Source organism: Pseudomonas sp. TAA207, assembly GCF_001529285.1.
Classification (GTDB): Bacteria; Pseudomonadota; Gammaproteobacteria; order Pseudomonadales; family Pseudomonadaceae; genus Aquipseudomonas; species Aquipseudomonas weihenstephanensis.
Genome location: NZ_LLWJ01000058.1, coordinates 43,938 through 62,471, shown reverse-complemented (window position 1 = coordinate 62,471; position 18,534 = coordinate 43,938). Strand labels below are relative to the sequence as shown.

The 18,534-nt window shown below is 57.6% G+C and carries 16 protein-coding genes; 5 read left to right on the top strand and 11 right to left on the bottom strand.

Annotated elements, in window-relative coordinates; translation table 11 throughout:
• Nucleotides 1–26: 26 nt before the first annotated feature.
• Together AP059_RS05975 and AP059_RS05970 are read right to left on the bottom strand one after the other, a co-directional pair.
• Nucleotides 27–431 carry a flagellar basal body-associated protein FliL gene (locus AP059_RS05975; protein WP_048364697.1) on the bottom strand — a complete coding sequence of 135 codons (405 nt, stop codon included), beginning with the start codon at nt 429–431 and terminating at the stop codon, nt 27–29.
• A gap of 118 nt (nt 432–549) precedes the next feature.
• Nucleotides 550–1,140, bottom strand: a complete 591-nt coding sequence (locus AP059_RS05970; protein ID WP_165599916.1) for a TonB family protein — start codon at nt 1,138–1,140, stop codon at nt 550–552.
• 422 nt (nt 1,141–1,562) lie between these two features.
• Between AP059_RS05970 and glpT the strand changes: the two genes are divergently transcribed.
• On the top strand, nt 1,563–2,906 hold the full coding sequence (gene glpT / locus AP059_RS05965) for a glycerol-3-phosphate transporter (RefSeq protein WP_059762246.1): 1,344 nt from the start codon (nt 1,563–1,565) through the stop codon (nt 2,904–2,906).
• On the opposite strand, the gene AP059_RS05960 is transcribed toward glpT, so the two are convergent.
• Entirely contained in the window at nt 2,903–3,550 is a 648-nt protein-coding gene (locus AP059_RS05960; RefSeq protein WP_059762245.1) for a gamma-glutamylcyclotransferase, read from the bottom strand. The genes glpT and AP059_RS05960 overlap by 4 nt on opposite strands.
• Nucleotides 3,551–3,822: 272 nt before the next feature.
• On the opposite strand from AP059_RS05960, the gene AP059_RS05955 reads away from it, so the two are divergent.
• On the top strand, nt 3,823–4,272 hold the full coding sequence (locus AP059_RS05955; protein WP_048364768.1) for a hypothetical protein: 450 nt from the start codon (nt 3,823–3,825) through the stop codon (nt 4,270–4,272).
• A gap of 171 nt (nt 4,273–4,443) precedes the next feature.
• Here the strand turns inward: AP059_RS05955 and AP059_RS05950 are convergent, their stop codons facing one another.
• The 5 genes from AP059_RS05950 to trxA all read right to left on the bottom strand — a co-directional run bounded on the left by AP059_RS05950 (nt 4,444) and on the right by trxA (nt 10,893).
• Nucleotides 4,444–5,412 carry a CDP-6-deoxy-delta-3,4-glucoseen reductase gene (locus tag AP059_RS05950; protein WP_059762244.1) on the bottom strand — a complete coding sequence of 323 codons (969 nt, stop codon included), beginning with the start codon at nt 5,410–5,412 and terminating at the stop codon, nt 4,444–4,446.
• Nucleotides 5,412–6,878 carry a 4-hydroxy-3-polyprenylbenzoate decarboxylase gene (ubiD, locus tag AP059_RS05945; protein WP_048364701.1) on the bottom strand — a complete coding sequence of 489 codons (1,467 nt, stop codon included), beginning with the start codon at nt 6,876–6,878 and terminating at the stop codon, nt 5,412–5,414. The genes AP059_RS05950 and ubiD overlap by 1 nt, the downstream gene beginning before the upstream one ends.
• 69 nt (nt 6,879–6,947) lie before the next feature.
• Nucleotides 6,948–8,948, bottom strand: coding sequence for an acyltransferase family protein (locus tag AP059_RS05940; RefSeq protein ID WP_059762243.1), 2,001 nt, complete (start codon nt 8,946–8,948; stop codon nt 6,948–6,950).
• Nucleotides 8,949–9,069: 121 nt separating this feature from the next.
• A complete protein-coding gene (gene rho / locus AP059_RS05935) occupies nt 9,070–10,329 on the bottom strand; it encodes a transcription termination factor Rho (protein ID WP_047272818.1) in 1,260 nt (419 codons plus the stop codon).
• Between the two features lie 234 nt (nt 10,330–10,563).
• Nucleotides 10,564–10,893, bottom strand: coding sequence for a thioredoxin TrxA (gene trxA / locus AP059_RS05930; RefSeq protein ID WP_016783018.1), 330 nt, complete (start codon nt 10,891–10,893; stop codon nt 10,564–10,566).
• A gap of 278 nt (nt 10,894–11,171) precedes the next feature.
• Between trxA and ppx the strand changes: the two genes are divergently transcribed.
• Entirely contained in the window at nt 11,172–12,674 is a 1,503-nt protein-coding gene (ppx, locus tag AP059_RS05925; RefSeq protein ID WP_059762242.1) for an exopolyphosphatase, read from the top strand.
• A 50-nt stretch (nt 12,675–12,724) separates the two neighbouring features.
• Here ppx and ppk1 read toward each other — a convergent pair whose 3' ends face one another.
• Nucleotides 12,725–14,962 carry a polyphosphate kinase 1 gene (gene ppk1 / locus AP059_RS05920; RefSeq protein WP_059762241.1) on the bottom strand — a complete coding sequence of 746 codons (2,238 nt, stop codon included), beginning with the start codon at nt 14,960–14,962 and terminating at the stop codon, nt 12,725–12,727.
• A gap of 461 nt (nt 14,963–15,423) precedes the next feature.
• Between ppk1 and AP059_RS05915 the strand changes: the two genes are divergently transcribed.
• Complete coding sequence (locus tag AP059_RS05915; RefSeq protein ID WP_059762240.1) at nt 15,424–16,044, top strand: DedA family protein; 621 nt, start codon at nt 15,424–15,426, stop codon at nt 16,042–16,044.
• Here the strand turns inward: AP059_RS05915 and AP059_RS05910 are convergent.
• Entirely contained in the window at nt 16,022–17,260 is a 1,239-nt protein-coding gene (locus AP059_RS05910) for a sterol desaturase family protein (RefSeq protein ID WP_059762239.1), read from the bottom strand. The genes AP059_RS05915 and AP059_RS05910 overlap by 23 nt on opposite strands.
• A 110-nt stretch (nt 17,261–17,370) precedes the next feature.
• On the opposite strand from AP059_RS05910, the gene elbB reads away from it, so the two are divergent.
• Nucleotides 17,371–18,039, top strand: coding sequence for an isoprenoid biosynthesis glyoxalase ElbB (gene elbB / locus AP059_RS05905; protein WP_059762238.1), 669 nt, complete (start codon nt 17,371–17,373; stop codon nt 18,037–18,039).
• Here elbB and AP059_RS05900 read toward each other — a convergent pair whose 3' ends face one another.
• Nucleotides 18,040–18,492: a YaiI/YqxD family protein gene (locus AP059_RS05900; RefSeq protein WP_059762237.1), complete on the bottom strand. Its 453-nt coding sequence runs from the start codon at nt 18,490–18,492 to the stop codon at nt 18,040–18,042.
• Nucleotides 18,493–18,534 lie beyond the last annotated feature (42 nt).

Genomic DNA, 18,534 nt, shown 5'->3' with positions numbered 1-18,534 from the left:
CCGTTCAGTGCCTACAGAGCGTGCGCTTACTGAACAATCAAATTGTTGAACAGCAAGTCATCGATCTGCGGCTTGCCGGTTTCATCCGTCATCACCTGCTGGATCTGCTTCAGGGCCTCCTGACGCAGTTTTTCCTTATTCTCGACATTGCCCAGGGTTTCGCTGGTCTGCTGGGTGAACAAACCCACCAACTGATTGCGGATCAGCGCATCGTTGGCCTTGACCAGTTTGGCGGCTTCATCACCCGTCACGCGCAGGGCAATATCCGCCTTGTACACCTTGAGTTTCGGGCTGCCATCCAGGCCGTAATTACCCACAAATGGCGGGCTCAGGCTGATGTAGCTGACCTTGGTGTCACCCTCTTTGGCTTCTTCGGCGACTGCTGCCATCGGCAGGGACAGGGCCAGCATCAACATGATCCACGCTTTCACAATTCGCTCCTTTGTACGGTTTGCGGGCAAGCATACGGGGCTGCTCACGGGCCTATCCACTGTTATCGGCCAGTGTTTACAGAAAAGTAGGCCATTGAGACCAATGCGCGCACCCGTGTCAGGTCTGCGTATTGGGCACCAATAACGCCTGCACGCTCTGCGGCAATGCCTCCACAAACGGGCGACTGACTTTTTTCTGACAGGTGCGTGTGGTTTTGATCATGCCCTGTGAAAGATCAAACATCGCGTCCGAGAATTGTTGGGTAGAGAGCTTTTTCTCGACATACAAGTCGATCAACCGGTTCTGAGTGACCACAAACAAGGTGAGTTGATTGAGCGGTGCATTTATATTTCGCCGCCTGTGTTGGGCGATTTCATTATTGAGGTGAAGGCAGGTGGCACCGCCAAGGTCGAATGTGCGTATGTCCCCCACCGCTGCACGCCCTTCACCCAAACTAAACACCAGCCACGCGATCATCTCAACCTGCTTGGGGTTGTCACCCTCAAGCGGCCAGCTCGAAAACCGCCACTCACGAATGACATCAAGGGTGGCGCTCGAAAACGCCGGATGAGTGCTGTAAAGAATGTTCGGATCAACCACCGAACCCTGCGCGCTCACCCTAAAGTGCGCCCGGACTACGCCGCTCATACCCATGCGTTGCAACTCAATGGGGTATTGAGGCTTCACCTGGTAGATGAGCGATGGCACAAACGTATCCGCACCCGCGTTTAAGCACATGAGTAACCCGACCCACACCACTAAACACTTCATTGCCATGCCCCACATTTGCTGATGCGCCAGGTCCACGCAGAAGCGGTCAATAATAAAAATGTGTAGCTAATTCTTGCAGGTCATAGGCTCCGAACCTCTCGTGGGAGGCTTCCGATCAAACCGCTCGCACTGCGCTTATAAACATCAGAACAGCGGCTTAATCTGCCGGTTTCAGGGCATTTCCCACATTTGAAACCTGTATTGGGCAGCGGGTTGTTTTATACCTGTGCGACATGTTCATAAGTGAACATGCCATGTGAGTTGTTTCCTTTCGTTTCAGATGAGAAGACCTGTCATTTTCGGTAACGAAAATGTAACGTTCGGGCCCGCCGATATAACAAGAAATTTGGAGCTCTTGAATGTTTGCTTTTTTCCGACCTGCCGCACATCAGGCCCCGCTGCCTGCTGAAAAAATAGACAGCACTTATCGACGCCTGCGATGGCAAATTTTCGCCGGTATCTTTTTTGGTTACGCAGGCTATTACCTGCTGCGTAAAAACTTCTCGCTGGCCATGCCGTACTTGATCGACGAGGGCTACACCCGCGGTCAACTGGGCCTTGCCATGTCGGCGATTGCCATCGCTTACGGCCTGTCGAAGTTCCTCATGGGCCTGGTGTCCGACCGCTCCAACCCGAGGTTCTTTCTGCCCTTTGGTTTGCTGATTTCAGCGGCCGTCATGTTCATTTTCGGTTTCGCACCTTGGGCCACGTCCAGCGTCACCATGATGTTCATCCTGCTGTTCATCAACGGCTGGGCGCAGGGCATGGGCTGGCCGCCCAGTGGCCGCACGATGGTGCACTGGTGGTCGCAGAAAGAACGCGGCGGTGTGGTCTCCGTGTGGAACGTGGCGCACAACGTGGGCGGCGGTCTGATTGGCCCGCTGTTCTTGCTGGGTATGGCCTGGTTTAACGACTGGCACGCAGCGTTTTACGTACCGGCCACCGTGGCGCTGCTGGTGGCGCTGTTTGCCTTTGTGACCATGCGCGACACCCCGCAGTCAGTCGGCTTGCCGCCGATTGAGCAATACAAGAACGACTACCCGGTCGGTTACGACGCAAGCCACGAAGACGAATTCAGCGCCAAAGAGATTTTCGTCAAATACGTGCTGCGCAACAAAATGCTGTGGTACATCGCCCTGGCCAACGTGTTCGTTTATCTGCTGCGCTACGGCGTGCTCGACTGGGCGCCGACGTACCTGAAAGAAGCCAAGCATTTCACCGTGGATACTACGTCGTGGGCGTACTTCTTCTATGAGTGGGCGGGTATCCCAGGCACGCTGCTGTGCGGCTGGATGTCGGACAAGATCTTCCGTGGTAATCGCGGCCTGACCGGCATTGTGTTCATGGCGCTGGTGACCGTTGCGACGCTGGTGTACTGGCTCAACCCGCCGGGCAACCCGACCGTGGACATGATCGCGCTGTTCTCCATTGGCTTCCTGATCTACGGGCCGGTGATGCTGATCGGTTTGCAGGCACTGGAACTGGCCCCCAAGAAGGCCGCCGGTACGGCAGCAGGCTTCACCGGGCTGTTCGGTTACCTGGGCGGTTCGGTAGCGGCCAGCGCAGCCATGGGCTATCTGGTTGACCACTTCGGCTGGGATGGTGGCTTCGTGCTACTCATCAGCGCTTGCCTGTTGGCCATTGCGTTCATGATTCCCACCCTGCGCCACAAAAAAGAAGCCAGCGAAGAGCGTCATGCTTAACGCTTGATCGTTGTGCAGCGCTTGAGCCGCGCCTCCAGGTTTCGATCTGGCATGGCGTGGCTACGCAGGGCGCTTACGGTTTGCTCGACGTAATCGCGGGTGCTGCCGTAACGCCCGCTGGCGTTGGCCAGTACCTGGTCCAACACGTCATCTGGCAGGTTGCCCGCATAGCTGGGCAAATGCCGCTCCAATACAAAACCCAACGCCTGAACCTGGCTGCCATCCTCAAGACGGCAGGTGAGCCAATGTGGCCGATAGGACGGCACCGGCATTTCGCGCAACCACAGCGCATAAAGTGCCGCATCGAGGTTTTCTTCCGCCAGCCGATAGGCAAAGCCGCTGCACGAACCACCGCGATCCAGCCCAAAGACCAAGCCTGGCCACTGCGGCGTGCCGCGATGTTCGTGAGACCACAAATACAGCCCGCGATGGTAGCCGTGCACACGGCCACGCACGCGTTCGACCGCTGCACATTCGGGTCGCCAGATCAGTGAGCCATAAGCAAACAGCCACACCGGGCCACCTTTATGGCGCGCCATAGCGCCATGCAAAGAACGCAGCAATTGTTCGGGGGTCAACGGCGCCCCGAGGTCAAGTCGCGGGGGATAAGCAGGGGTCAGACAGGCAGATTCGATAACAGTCATAACAAATGAGGATGGGCCTTACGCGCCAGCATGAGTTAAACAACATCGCGTGCCAAATCTTATAGCACTAAAAAAGAAATGACTCGCGCCGCCAGATATATGGCCTGTCAGCGCTGTCAACCAACGCTACGCTCAGGTGTGTCTGTGTTGATCTGTTCGGGTCAGGTTCAGGTTCCCCGCCACCAATGTCTCTATAGTGGCTCGCCACAGGCGCACGCCTAACTGCCAACAGAGGTCCACGCATGAAGAAATCAGGAATCTGTGGCTTGTTGATGTTGCTCAACGCCAGCGCCGCGATGGCGCAAGATGACACGCAAGAGAAAGACAAAGACTTTTGGTACGTACAAACCAGCGTCTACACCAAGCACTTTTCGCCCGACCCCGAGCACAATAACAACCAGGATCTGATCGGCCTTGAGTACCACGACCGCTCTGGATGGCTGGTGGGCGGGGCAACATTTCGCAACTCGTTTCGCCAGCGTTCGTACTACGCCTACGCCGGTAAACGCTTCGACAGCGACACGTACCCGGTGTATTTCAAGCTGACAGGCGGGTTGCTGGAAGGCTATCACGGCGAGTATCAAGACAAGATCCCGCTCAACCGCTTTGGGGTGGCGCCGGTCATTATTCCCTCAGTGGGCGCTCACTACGGGCCGGTCGCTGCCGAGTTGGTGTTGCTGGGGTTCAATGCGGCGATGATCACCACCGGATTGCGTTTTTAACGTCGGGCGCGCGTGATTTTGGCGGGCCAACAACGCCTAGCCGCTGCCGCAGACGGCGTCCGATTGCGAAGCAATCGTGAACACTGTCTGCGAGCAGGGCCCTTGCGCAGGCTGCGTCATTGATCACAGCCTCGCATTACTCCTCAGTTGCAACCTGTCTAGTGCGTTGAATCAGGGCCGCGGGCAGTACGCGAATACATCGGCGCGCATTTGGTGAGCGTCCATCCCTGCATTCACCAAAGCATCGAGGGTGCCGTAAACCATCGCAGGCGAACCGCTGGCGTAAACATACACGCTGCTCAGGTCGCTGATGTCTTCGCACACTGCTTCGTGCAACAACCCACAGCGCCCTTCCCAACCACATAAGTCACTCACGACTTTGTGCACGTACAGGTTGGGGATTTTTTGCCACGCGTCCCATTCTTCCAAGGTGTAGAAGTCTTCTGGACGACGCACACCCCAGTACAAGTGCACGGGGTACGGGAAACCTTTCTTACGGCAATGCTCGATCAGGCTGTGCATCTGCGCCATGCCTGTACCGGCAGCAATCAGCACCAGCGGGCCGTCCGGTAATTGGGACAAATGCGTATCACCAAACGGCAGTTCGACGCGGATCATGCCATTGCGCTGCAATTGTTCGATCAGGCTACGGGCGCTGTCTTCGCGTACCAACACATGCAGCTCAAGGTCACGCCCGCTGTGCGGCGCACTGGCCAGCGAGAACGCGGACTTTTCACCGTTCTCGCGCTCCAGCATCACGTACTGGCCTGCGTAATAACGCGGCGCTTTGCCAGCCGGTGCGCGCAGGCGCACCCGCCACACATCGCCGCCCATTTCTACGCACTCAACCAACTGGCACGACACGGTTTTCACCGGCAACTCCCCTAACGCAAGCACACCGTCCCACAACACGATGCAGTCTTCCTGCGGCTGCGCCAGGCAGGTGTAAATCTCACCACGGTCACGCGTCTCGCCCGCCTGCTGCACGCTGCCTTCAACCAGCAAGGCGGCACACACATGGCAATTACCGTTGCGACAGCTTTGCGGGCATTCATAGCCCAAACGCTGCGCCGCATTCAAAATCGGCTCGCCAGGCAAGGTGTCCAACACCGCGCCTGATGGCTGCAAGGTTACTCGCATCAATCTATTCCTAATTGATTCCAGATGTCATCGACCCGGCGTGTCACCGCCTCGTCCTTGACGATGACTCGACCCCATTCACGCGTGGTTTCACCCGGCCATTTATTCGTCGCATCCAGCCCCATCTTCGAGCCAAGACCCGATACCGGCGAGGCGAAATCAAGGTAGTCGATTGGCGTGTTTTCGATCATGACCGTGTCACGTTTGGGGTCCATGCGCGTCGTGATCGCCCAGATCACGTCATTCCAGTCACGCGCATTGATGTCGTCATCGGTCACGATCACGAACTTGGTGTACATGAACTGACGCAAAAATGACCACACGCCGAGCATGACCCGCTTGGCGTGGCCCGGATACGACTTTTTCATGGTCACAATGGCCATGCGGTACGAGCAGCCTTCAGGCGGCAGGTAAAAGTCGGTGATTTCCGGAAACTGCTTTTGCAGGATCGGCACAAACACTTCGTTGAGTGCCACACCCAGAATCGCGGGCTCATCCGGTGGACGGCCGGTGTACGTGCTGTGGTAAATCGGTTTGACCCGGTGGGTGATACGTTCAACGGTGAACACCGGAAAGCTGTCCACTTCGTTGTAGTAACCGGTGTGATCGCCGTAAGGGCCTTCAGGGGCCATCTCGCCGGGGTGAATCACGCCTTCAAGGATGATTTCCGCAGTGGCGGGCACTTGCAGGTCATTGCCGCGGCATTTCACCAGCTCGGTGCGATTGCCCCGCAGCAACCCGGCGAACGCGTATTCGGACAGGCTGTCCGGCACGGGCGTCACTGCACCGAGAATAGTTGCAGGGTCTGCCCCCAGGGCCACCGATACCGGGAACGGCTGGCCGGGGTGTTTTTCACACCACTCGCGGTAATCCAGTGCGCCACCCCGGTGACTCAACCAACGCATGATGACTTTGTTGCGGCCAATCACTTGCTGACGATAAATACCGAGGTTCTGGCGGTCCTTGTTCGGTCCCTTGGTGACGGTCAGGCCCCACGTAATCAACGGCGCCACGTCGCCCGGCCAGCAGTGCTGTACGGGCAACATGGCCAAGTCGACATCATCGCCTTCGATCACAACTTCCTGGCACACCGCGTCTTTGACAACTTTCGGGGCCATGGAAATGATCTTGCGGAAGATCGGCAGTTTGGACCACGCATCTTTCAGACCCTTAGGCGGCTCAGGTTCTTTAAGAAACGCCAGCAGCTTGCCGATTTCGCGCAATTCACTGACCGATTCCGCCCCCATGCCCATCGCCACGCGCTCAGGCGTACCGAACAGGTTGCCAAGCACCGGGATCGTGTGGCCGGTCGGGTTCTCGAACAACAGCGCCGGGCCTTTGGCACGCAGCGTGCGGTCGCAGATTTCGGTCATCTCCAGCACTGGAGAGACGGGAATCTGGATGCGTTTCAACTCTCCGCGCTGCTCTAGCTGCTGCACGAAATCCCGAAGATCCTTGAATTTCATTGACGTTGGCACCCTCAAAATAGGCGTACATCCTACCTGCAATGCCGCCCGCTGGCAGCTTATCGCTGCTTAGCGGGCGCTATTGGCTTCACGCGGGCCAGGCGTGTTTGGCTCGGTCACGGCCTCAAACAGCGCAGCCACCACAGGCAGCATTAACTTGGCACCCACTTCAGACAAGTGATTGTCGTCGGTGTACAACGAGTCACCGTCCCGCTCAGCCCGACATAGACCGGTGGCATCGCACAGCTGTGGTGCAGGGTCCAGCACCTTGACGCCGGGGTCGCTGGCAGCAATTTGAGCGAACAACCGGTTAATAAAGGCCGTGTGTTTGAGGTGATCGGCCAGTGGGAAACCGGTGCCCTCTGTGGGCTTGTTCAGCATCGCTAAACGGCTCAGGCGATAAGGCGGATTGAACGGCTGCAACGGCGCCTCTTTCATCAGCCACACACGATGACCGGCCTGACGCAGCTGTTCAATGCGTGTGCGCAAGCCTTGCGCCAGCTGCTGCTGGGCCACCTCACGGTCGTAATGGCCATCCGCAGCTTTCAGCGCATGACCCCGATCACCTTTGGCATCGCCATAAAGATAAAGGCTCCAGCGTGCCACCAACATCACGTCGCTCACCGGTTCGGTGTTCAATGTGCGCACCACACGACGGTTGTAGGCCGCACATCGAGCGCCGTGCTCCAGCCCTTCAAGGGGCAGACAACCCGCCGAGCTGGCCAACATCACATTGACCCCGTAGCGCTCGGCACTGTCTTGCAACGCAGGGATCAGCGCCGTGGCGTGGCTGTCGCCCCACACCAGTAACTGCGCAGGGGCATCGGGCGTGCCGTATCGGCAAAACGGCGTGTCTGCAGGGCTTTTGTCATCCGTGATGCAGGCCATCAATTCGGGCCGCCAGTGGCTGGCGTTGGCGTAGTGCAACGCCTGCTCTGACAAACGCTGCGGCAAACCATCACTCCAGCGCAGCGCTTGCCCAGCCAAACCCAATACCAGGATGCCCACACCCGCGGCCGCCAGAATCTGCCGCCGCCCGGCTAACAGTCGACGCTCACGAAAGGGCGTTTCGACAAAGCGCCAGGACAAATAGCCCAGGATCAACGTCAGCGCGATGAGAGCGCTGGTCAAGCCCGCGCCAAATTCACCCACGCTGGCATAGCTGCCAAACACAAAGACCGGCCAGTGCCACAAGTACCACGAGTAAGAAATCAGCCCGAGACCGACCATTACCCGCGTGCTCAACAAACGCCCCACCCAGGTGGTGTGATGTTCATTGGCCCAGATCAGTACCACCACCCCCAGTACCGGCAGCAATGCCGCGGCACCGGGGAACGGTGTGCTTTTGTCGTAGCCAAAGACCGCCATCAGGATAAGCCCCAGCCCCAAGAGGCTGAAGCCTTGCGCCGCCGCAGGTGTCAGGCGTTTTTGGGTGACGGGGGCAATGGCCAGCATCCCGCCAGCCAGCAACTCCCACGCCCGCATCGGCAACAGAAAAAACGCCTTTTGCGGGTGTTGGGCAACGGCCCAGACGCTCAAGCCAAACGAAATCAGCAGCAGGCCGAACAACGCCAGTCGCCAGTGCTTAAAGCGAGCCGACAGCACCGTCAGTACCAGGGGGAAGACGATGTAGAACTGTTCTTCAACGGCCAGTGACCAGGTGTGCAGCAACGGTTTCAGGTCGCTGGCCGCGTCGAAATAACCGTCCTGGCGCATGAACAGCAGGTTGGACACGAACAACACCTGGTAGCGCACGGAACGGCCCAGTTCTTCGTAGTCCTTGGGTGCCATCAAAAACCAGCCAGCCACAAGCACTGCCGCCAGCAGTACAAACAAGGCGGGCAGGATACGTCGCGCTCGGCGAGCCCAAAAATCCACGAAACTAAAACGCCCCGCTTCACGCTGGCGCCAGATGATCGAGGTAATCAGGTAACCGGAAATGACGAAGAACACATCAACACCGACGAACCCGCCGGTGAAACCGGGCACCCCGAAGTGAAAAAGCACCACCGCTATCACGGCAATTGCGCGCAGGCCATCAATGTCCCTGCGATAAACAAGTGAACTCATCACGCTCAACACCCGCCAGTACAGTGCTGTTATTGACCGGCGCTCAGCGCAAACCTTCCTTTTTTTTATCCAAAAAAAATGGCGCCCTTGCGGGGCGCCATTTTTTGATCGAGAAACCGTGTTACTTGCGTTTCATCGACAGGAAGAACTCATCGTTGGTCTTGGTCTGTTTCAGCTTGTCGATCAAGAACTCGATCGCTGCGACTTCATCCATCGGGTGCAACAGCTTGCGCAGGATCCACATGCGTTGCAGCTCGTCATCCGCGGTCAGCAACTCTTCACGGCGGGTGCCGGAGCGGTTGATGTTGATCGCAGGGAAGACGCGCTTTTCAGCGATTTTGCGGTCCAGAGGCAGTTCCATGTTGCCGGTGCCTTTGAACTCTTCGTAGATCACTTCATCCATCTTCGAGCCGGTTTCAACCAGCGCTGTAGCGATGATGGTCAGCGAGCCGCCTTCTTCGATGTTTCGCGCCGCACCGAAGAAACGCTTTGGCTTCTCAAGGGCGTGGGCATCAACACCACCGGTCAACACCTTGCCGGAGCTTGGGATCACGGTGTTGTAAGCGCGGGCCAGACGGGTGATGGAGTCAAGCAGGATCACCACGTCCTTTTTGTGTTCGACCAGGCGCTTGGCCTTCTCGATCACCATTTCGGCCACTTGTACGTGACGGGTTGGCGGCTCGTCGAAGGTCGACGCAACCACTTCGCCGCGCACCGTGCGCTGCATTTCGGTCACTTCTTCAGGACGCTCGTCGATCAACAGAACGATCAAGTGAACTTCAGGGTTGTTACGCGAAATGTTCGACGCGATGTTCTGCAACATCAGGGTCTTGCCCGCTTTTGGCGGAGCAACGATCAGACCACGCTGACCTTTACCGATGGGCGCGCAGAGGTCGATCACACGACCGGTCAGGTCTTCAGTGGAACCGTTACCGATTTCCATCTTCATGCGTACGGTCGGGAACAGCGGGGTCAAGTTCTCGAAAAGAATCTTGTTTTTCGCGTTCTCGGGACGATCGTAGTTGATCGTGTCGACTTTCAGCAGTGCGAAGTAACGCTCGCCTTCTTTTGGCGGGCGGATTTTACCGACGATGGTGTCGCCGGTGCGCAAGTTGAAGCGACGAATCTGGCTAGGCGAGACGTAAATATCGTCCGGGCCGGCAAGATACGAGGCGTCAGCGGAGCGCAGGAAGCCGAAGCCGTCCTGGAGGATCTCCAGCACGCCATCACCGGAGATTTCCTCGCCGCTTTTCGCGTGCTTTTTCAGCAGGGAGAAAATCACGTCCTGCTTGCGCGAACGGGCCATATTTTCTATGCCCATTTGTTCGGCCAATTCGAGCAGTTCGGTAATCGGCTTTTGCTTGAGTTCAGTCAGGTTCATATAGGAATGACGTAATCATTTATGGAGGGGGGAAATTAAGCTTTTGGCTTAATGAGGCCGCGCCGCAGAGAAGGCGACAGGATCGCGTACTAATTCGATAAGGAGTGCGTCGGCGACGGCTTGCAGGGGGCAGTGGAGAAACCAGTGCGGGGCCGAATGTAACACTTGCTTTTCATAGCGTCTAGTCCTTGAGCCATGAAAAAGCCCCGCATTTTGCGGGGCTTTTATCGACACTTAAATGTTAGCGTCGAGGAATGCAGCCAATTGCGACTTCGACAGCGCACCGACCTTGGTGGCTTCGACATTGCCGTTCTTGAACAGCATCAGCGTCGGAATACCACGTACGCCATGCTTGGCCGGGGTTTCCTGGTTTTCATCGATGTTCAGTTTGGCAACAGTCAGCTTGCCTTTGTAAGTCTCGGCGATCTCGTCCAGAACTGGCGCGATCATTTTGCAAGGGCCACACCATTCAGCCCAGTAGTCGACCAGTACAGCGCCTTCAGCCTTGAGAACATCGGCCTCAAAGCTAGCGTCGGTGACGTGTTTAATAAGATCGCTGCTCATGGAAGTCTCCGTGGTTGTAAGCAAAAACGTAGCACATCATAGCCGTCATCAACGCGTTCAGGAAGCTGAGGCTTAATTGAGTCTGACTATAAAGAAGCATGAGTCAGAGTATGGCTGATGAATTTAAACATCGCGTCCATGGGTTAACGCCTTTAATGATATGAAGCCAGACGTTACGAAAAATTGCTTGAGCCACATCAAGCCTTCTGACATCACGCGTTGGCGCGAGCGTTTGATCGTGGCACGATGGCGAAGTTATCGACCGAGACCCCTCAACCATGCCCCAATCCCAAGCCAAGAATCCGTCCCTGATCGCCGCCATTGATCTGGGTTCTAACAGCTTTCACATGGTGGTGGCCAAGGCTCAGAACGGTGAAATCCGTATCCTGGAGCGTCTTGGTGAAAAGGTGCAGTTAGCAGCCGGCATCGACGAAGATCGCAAACTCAACGAAGAATCCATGCAGCGCGGGCTCGATTGCCTGAAACGTTTTGCCCAACTGATCAACGGTATGCCTTTGGGCGCCGTGCGAATTGTGGGCACCAACGCCCTGCGTGAAGCACGTAACCGCAATGAGTTCATCGTGCGCGCCGAAGAAATCCTCGGCCACACGGTAGAAGTCATTTCCGGACGTGAAGAAGCACGCCTCATTTACCTGGGCGTGTCCCACACCCTCGCTGACACGCCGGGCAAGCGCCTGGTGGCAGACATTGGCGGTGGCAGTACCGAATTCATCATCGGCCAGCGCTTTGAACCGTTGCTGCGCGAAAGCCTGCAAATGGGCTGCGTCAGTTACACCCAGCGCTATTTTCGCGATGGCAAGATCACCCCGGCGCGTTATGCACAGGCGTACACCGCTGCGCGCCTTGAGATCATGAGCATCGAGCACGCCTTGCACCGCTTGGGCTGGGACGAAGCCATCGGCTCGTCAGGCACCATCCGCGCCATTGGCCTGGCCCTCAAGGCGGGCGGTCATGGCAACGGCGAGGTCAATGCCGAAGGTCTGGCGTGGCTCAAGCGCAAACTGTTCAAGCTGGGCGAGGTCGAAAAAATCGACTTTGAAGGCATCAAGCCTGATCGGCGCACCATCTTCCCGGCCGGGCTGGCCATCCTGGAAGCGATCTTCGATTCTCTGGAACTGCAACGCATGGATCACTGCGACGGCGCGTTGCGTGAAGGGGTGCTGTACGACCTGCTGGGCCGCCATCATCACGAAGACGTGCGCGAGCGCACCCTCAGTTCGTTGATGGACCGCTATCACGTTGACCGCGAGCAAGCGGCACGGGTTGAGCGCAAAGCCTTACGCGCCTTCGACCAAGTGGCCAAGGCGTGGGATTTGAAAGACGGCGTGTGGCGTGAATTATTGAGCTGGGCGGCCAAGGTGCACGAAGTCGGCCTCGACATCGCGCACTATCATTTCCACAAACACGGCGCCTACCTGATTGAGCACTCCGACCTTGCCGGCTTCTCCCGTGAAGACCAGCAAATGCTCGCGCTATTGGTACGCGGCCACCGCCGTAATATTCCCAAAGACAAGTTCGCAGACTTTGGTGAAGACGGCATCAAGCTGATTCGCCTGTGCGTGTTGTTGCGCTTTGCGATTTTGTACCACCACATCCGTGGCGACCAGCAAGCCTCGCAGGTAAAACTGCGGGCCGATGGCGATCACCTTGAAGTGATCTTCCCCGAAGGCTGGCTTGAGCAGAACCCGCTGACCCAGGCCGACTTTGAGCAAGAAGCCCAATGGCTGACACGGGTCGGGATTGTACTGACGGTGTCCTGAATTGAGCCTGCGTAGCCGCTGGCGCAGCGGCTACGACACCGGGCGGTTACTTACACCGATGGGCCGGTGTTGACGGTCAATACCGGCAGGCTCAAACGCTCAAGCAAAGTGGCCTGGGCGCTGCGCGGGTTTTGATTGCCGGTTGGCGTGTTGCGAATGTAACGCCCGTCCGACTGCAAGCTCCAGCTGTGGGTGTTGTCGGTCAGGTAGCACTCCAACTCTTTCTTGACCCGCAAAATCAGCTTTTTGCCTTCAATCGGGAAGCACGTCTCGACGCGCTTATCCAGGTTGCGCTCCATCCAGTCGGCACTCGACAGGAACATCTGCTCTTCCCCGCCGTTGAGGAAGTAGAACACCCGGGTGTGCTCCAAAAAGCGGCCGATGATCGAGCGTACGTGAATGTTGTGCGACACCCCCGCAATCCCCGGACGCAGGCAGCACATGCCGCGCACGATCAAATCGATCCGCACGCCGGACTGGCTGGCCTTGTACAACGCACGAATGATTTTAGGGTCGGTCAATGAGTTGAACTTGGCGATGATGTGCGCAGGTTTGCCCTCCAGCGCGAATTGCGTTTCGCGGGCGATCATATCGAGCATGCCCTTCTTCAGCGTGAACGGCGCGTGCAGCAGCTTCTTCATGCGCAGCGTCTTGCCCATGCCGATCAACTGGCTGAACAACTTGCCGACGTCTTCGCACAGCGCATCATCGGAGGTCAGCAAGCTGTAGTCGGTGTACAACCGCGCGTTACCCGCGTGGTAGTTACCCGTGCCCAAATGCGCGTAACGCACGATCTCGCCTGCCTCGCGACGCAGAATCAGCATCATCTTGGCGTGAGTCTTAAAGCCCACCACCCCGTAAATCACCACCGCACCGGCCGCTTGCAGACGGCTGGCCAGTTGCAGGTTGGACTCTTCGTCAAAGCGGGCGCGCAACTCAACCACAGCGGTCACTTCCTTGCCGTTACGCGCAGCGTCCACCAGCGCGTCAACGATTTCGGAGTTGGCGCCGCTGCGGTACAGCGTCTGGCGCACGGCCAGCACATGCGGGTCTTTGGCGGCCTGACGCAGCAAATCAACCACCGGGGTAAACGACTCAAACGGGTGCAGCAGCAAGATGTCCTGTTTGCTGACCACACTGAAAATATTTTCGCTGTTCTGCAACAGCTTCGGAATCGCCGGGGTAAACGGTGTGTATTGCAGCTCGGGATGGCTGTCCAGGCCCGTGATGCTAAACAACCGCGTGAGGTTCACCGGGCCGTTAACCGTGTACAGCTCGGTTTCGTGCAGATTGAACTGCTTGAGCAGGTAATCCGACAGATGTTTAGGGCAGGTATCGGCCACTTCCAGACGCACCGCGTCACCATAACGACGCGAGAACAATTCGCCGCGCAGTGCACGGGCCAGGTCTTCTACATCTTCAGTGTCGACCGCCAGATCGGCGTTTCGGGTCAGACGGAACTGGTAGCAACCCTTGACCTTCATGCCCTGAAACAAGTCGTCGGCATGCGCATGGATCATCGACGACAGGAACACGTAGTTATCGCCCGGCCCACCGACGTCTTCCGGCACTTTGATTACACGCGGCAGCAAACGCGGGGCGGGGATGATTGCCAGGCCAGAATCACGGCCGAATGCATCAATGCCTTCGAGTTCAACAATGAAGTTGAGGCTCTTGTTCACCAGCAACGGGAATGGGTGCGTAGGATCAAGGCCAATCGGGGTGATGATCGGTGCGATCTCATCGCGGAAGAATTTACGCACCCAGGCTTTGATTTTGGTATTCCAATGACGCCGACGAATGAAGCGCACCTGATGCTTTTCAAGCTCAGGCAGCAGGATGTCGTTGAGAATCGCGTATTGGCGATCGACATGGCCATGCACCAGTTCACTGATGCGCGCCAACGCCTGATGCGGCTGCAAACCGTCGGCACCGGCCTGTTCACGGGCGAAGGTGATTTGTTTCTTTAGACCCGCGACGCGAATTTCGAAGAATTCGTCGAGGTTGCTGGAGAAGATCAGCAGAAATTTCAGGCGTTCAAGTAACGGGTAGGACTCATCCAGCGCCTGTTCCAGCACGCGAATGTTGAACTGCAATTGCGACAACTCACGATGGATATACAGGCTGCTGTCATCTAGGCCCGGAATGGCAATCGCCGGATGCGCCGCGGCATGCGGCTCGGCCGCTGCGGGCGCGTGCACCTCGGGCGTGGGCGGGGTTTCAGAGACCTGCTCAACCATCGGTTGAGGCTCAGTGGCAACGAGTTCTGTCTGTCCTTCGGTATTCATTGAAAGTTCCTGATAAGAGCGGGTTTGACTCTCGTAACAGTTAAGCGGCGCGGCCAGTCAAGTTGACAGCCAGAATGCCACCAACGCCTGCGGGATTAAACCGCTCAAAGGCGCTTTATGCGGGCTGAGGCCTACTTAGAGGGTGATTTCGTGAAATTGTTCTGAGGCCAGTAGCGCGTCGCCGCGACCATTGGGTAACGGACTGTGTAGACGGTTCGACTTTAGTCGGCCAAGCCGTGCGCAGCGCCGTGTTGATCAGCGCCTGAAAAATCCCGTTTGCCCCAGACCTGAACGCGCGCGACCTTTATACCGGCGCCTCATGAACAGCAGATGACAGCGCTCATGACGTAAGTCAAAACCATATGCATTGTAGGATTTGTTCACGGCAAGACACATTTCGATACTTTCATACACGCGCTTGAAGGCGTAGGCTGCGCGTTCATTTCGCCAGCACCCAGACAATGCTCCAACAATTTCTTCAAGAATTCGGCTACTTCGCCCTGTTTCTAGGGACGTTCTTTGAAGGTGAGACCATTCTGGTTCTCGCAGGCTTCTTGGCGTTCCGCGGATACATGGACCTCAAACTGGTGATGATCGTGGCGTTCCTCGGCAGTTATGCCGGCGATCAGCTGTGGTACTTCCTGGGGCGCAAGCATGGCCGCAAACTGTTGGCGCGCAAGCCGCGCTGGCAACTCATGGGCGACAAGGCACTGGAGCACATTCGCAAGCACCCCGACATCTGGGTCTTGAGCTTTCGCTTCGTCTACGGCCTGCGCACCGTCATGCCTGTCGCGATTGGTTTGTCCGGCTACCCGCCGGGCCGCTACTTGCTGCTCAACGGCATTGGCGCGGCCATCTGGGCCATCGCGCTGGCAACTGCCGCCTACCACTTTGGCGCGGTGCTTGAAGGCCTGCTGGGCAGCGTCAAAAAGTATGAGCTGTGGGTATTGGGCGCATTGCTGGTGCTGGGCGTCTGCCTGTGGATCCGTCGGCGCTTCAAAAATGCGCGCCAGGCCAAACAAATCGCCCTTGAAGAAGCCAAACAAAAGGCAGGCGAGGCTAACACTCCGCCAGCGGAGTAACCCTGGCTCTGCACGCGTACAGGCCCATCACGCTCAAGGCGCTGTAACTGAACAGGCCGACCCAGCCCCACGCGCTGGCCGGCCACAGCCCCGCCCACGGGGCCAGCCACACCAGCGGCACGTTCAGCGCCAGGCGCACCCCCTCAAGACGCAATGCCCAGGGCCGATTCTCAAGCCCGGCCCCCAACACAAACAGACCTAGCGCCATGTAACCCCAGCCCAACAGCAATGCCTGGGGCGCTAAATGCTCGCCCAGATTGAGCAGATAACTGCCCAACCCCACATACACCGCAAATTGCAGGGCGATATACACCTGCTGCGGTAGCGGCAGCGCCACCTCAAACTTTTTGAATTGACTCAAATCGGGTTTGTTCACCGGGTGCTTGCCCGCCACATCCGCCGGGCGCCAGCCGGTGGGCATAAACCAGATGCGCACTTTGTCCCACCAGCGCTCAGTGCGCCGCGCATCAGCCAACAGTTGGGCATAAAACTGCCAATTGGCCCACAGCGGGTTCCAGCTCGACAGCGGCGTGGTCACGCCGAAAATGACCGGTTCGGCGTCATCTTCTTCCTGGAAGGTGCCAAACAGGCGATCCCAAAAAATGAACACCCCGCCGTAATTGCGATCCATGTAGAGAGCATTCTGCGCATGGTGAGCCCGGTGATTGGACGGCGAAACAAAGCACCACTCGAACCAGCCCAGCTTGGGCACGTGACGGGTGTGTACCCAGAATTGATAAAGCAAATTGAGCGTCGCCACGGTGACGAACACCAGCAACGGTACGCCAAGCACGGCCATCGGCAGGTAAAACACCCAGCCGAATATAAAACCGGTGCTGGTCTGACGCAGAGCGGTGGACAAGTTGTAGTCCTCGCTTTGGTGATGCACCGAGTGCGCCGCCCACAGCACATTGCGCTCATGCCCAAGGCGGTGGTGCCAGTAGTAGCAAAAGTCATACAGCACGAACGCAAACAGCCACACCCAGCCACTGTCTTCGGGCAGCCTGATCAAGGCCAGATGGTCGAGCGCCAGGGCATAGGTCACCAGACCCACGCCTTTGGTCAGCAAACCGGTGGTGGTCGACAGCACGCCGGTGCTCAGGCTGCTGATGGTGTCGGCCAGCCGATAAGTGCGCATGCCGCGCCAGCGGTCGGCCAGCAGCTCGATCGCGATCAGCACAAAGAAAAACGGCACTGCATACAAAATCAGCTTCATGGCACACCCCGACCAATGTTCCTACAAGCGTAGGCCGGGTTTGCATGAACACCCTATGGCATCAAGTGCCAAATCAGGCGACATTAGCGCCACGTACTAGGAGAACCAACATGACCCAGAAAAAAGTGGCTGTGATTTTGTCGGGTTGCGGCGTCTACGACGGGGCCGAAATCCACGAAAGTGTTATCACCCTGCTGCGCCTCGATCAACGTGGCGCCAAGGTTCAGTGTTTCGCGCCCTACATTGCGCAGCTGCACGTCATCAACCACCTGACCGGCGAAGAGATGCCCGAGTCGCGTAACGTGTTGGTTGAGTCTGCGCGCATTGCCCGTGGCGACATCAAGGATATCCGTGAAGCGAAAGTCGACGACTTCGACGCGCTGATCGTGCCGGGCGGGTTTGGTGCGGCAAAAAACCTTTCAAGCTTCGCCACCGAAGGCGACAAATGCACAGTGCAAGCCGACGTGCTGGCTCTGGCTGAAGCCTTTGCCGAGGCGGCCAAGCCGGTGGGCCTGATGTGCATCTCACCTGCCATCGCCGCCAAAATCTACGGCCCTGGCGTGACCTGCACCATTGGCAAAGATGCCGATACCGCCGGCGCGGTGACCAAAATGGGCGCCATTCACCAAGAGTGCGAGGTGTCGGAGATTGTCGAAGACAAAGCCCGCAAGCTGGTCAGCACGCCTGCCTATATGTTGGCGCACTCCATCAGCGAAGCGGCGTCGGGGATCAACAAGATGGTCGACCGCGTGCTTGAACTGACCCACGAAGGGGATTGATCACGCCCGCGTCAAACGCGTCAGGATGCGGTCCAGCGCATTGGCGAACGCTTGCTTCTCACGTTCGCCATACGCGCCCTGCCCGCCGCCCATTTGCCCTTGCTCGCGCAGGTCGGTAAACAAGTTACGCACCGCCAGCCGTTCACCCATGTTTTGCGGGTCGAACTCTTTACCACGCGGGTCCAGCGCGGCCACGCCCTTCTTCACCAGCCGGTCGGCCAGCGGCACATCGCTGCAAATCACCAACTCGCCGGGCACCGCGTGCTCGACCAGATAATCATCTGCCGCATCCGGGCCACTGGGCACCACGATCAACTTGACCAACGCATACGTGGGTTTGATCTGACTCTGCCCAGCCACCAGCACCACTTCAAACTGACGCTTCAAGGCGAATTTTATGACTTGATCCTTCGCGGCCTTGGGGCACGCGTCGGCATCGATCCAGACACGCATGGTGCGCTCCTGTAAAAAGTAGGGCCTCGCCCTGTGATCAAA

Coding starts and splice junctions, on each gene's coding strand:
- glpT (WP_059762246.1), top strand. CDS start 1,563: ATGTTTGCTTTTTTCCGACCTGCCGCACATCAGGCCCCGCTGCCTGCT.
- AP059_RS05910 (WP_059762239.1), bottom strand. CDS start 17,260: ATGAAGCTGATTTTGTATGCAGTGCCGTTTTTCTTTGTGCTGATCGCG.
- ppx (WP_059762242.1), top strand. CDS start 11,172: ATGCCCCAATCCCAAGCCAAGAATCCGTCCCTGATCGCCGCCATTGAT.
- ppk1 (WP_059762241.1), bottom strand. CDS start 14,962: ATGAATACCGAAGGACAGACAGAACTCGTTGCCACTGAGCCTCAACCG.
- AP059_RS05900 (WP_059762237.1), bottom strand. CDS start 18,492: ATGCGTGTCTGGATCGATGCCGACGCGTGCCCCAAGGCCGCGAAGGAT.
- AP059_RS05950 (WP_059762244.1), bottom strand. CDS start 5,412: ATGCGAGTAACCTTGCAGCCATCAGGCGCGGTGTTGGACACCTTGCCT.
- ubiD (WP_048364701.1), bottom strand. CDS start 6,878: ATGAAATTCAAGGATCTTCGGGATTTCGTGCAGCAGCTAGAGCAGCGC.
- AP059_RS05915 (WP_059762240.1), top strand. CDS start 15,424: ATGCTCCAACAATTTCTTCAAGAATTCGGCTACTTCGCCCTGTTTCTA.
- AP059_RS05940 (WP_059762243.1), bottom strand. CDS start 8,948: ATGAGTTCACTTGTTTATCGCAGGGACATTGATGGCCTGCGCGCAATT.
- elbB (WP_059762238.1), top strand. CDS start 17,371: ATGACCCAGAAAAAAGTGGCTGTGATTTTGTCGGGTTGCGGCGTCTAC.
- trxA (WP_016783018.1), bottom strand. CDS start 10,893: ATGAGCAGCGATCTTATTAAACACGTCACCGACGCTAGCTTTGAGGCC.
- AP059_RS05955 (WP_048364768.1), top strand. CDS start 3,823: ATGTTGCTCAACGCCAGCGCCGCGATGGCGCAAGATGACACGCAAGAG.
- rho (WP_047272818.1), bottom strand. CDS start 10,329: ATGAACCTGACTGAACTCAAGCAAAAGCCGATTACCGAACTGCTCGAA.
- AP059_RS05960 (WP_059762245.1), bottom strand. CDS start 3,550: ATGACTGTTATCGAATCTGCCTGTCTGACCCCTGCTTATCCCCCGCGA.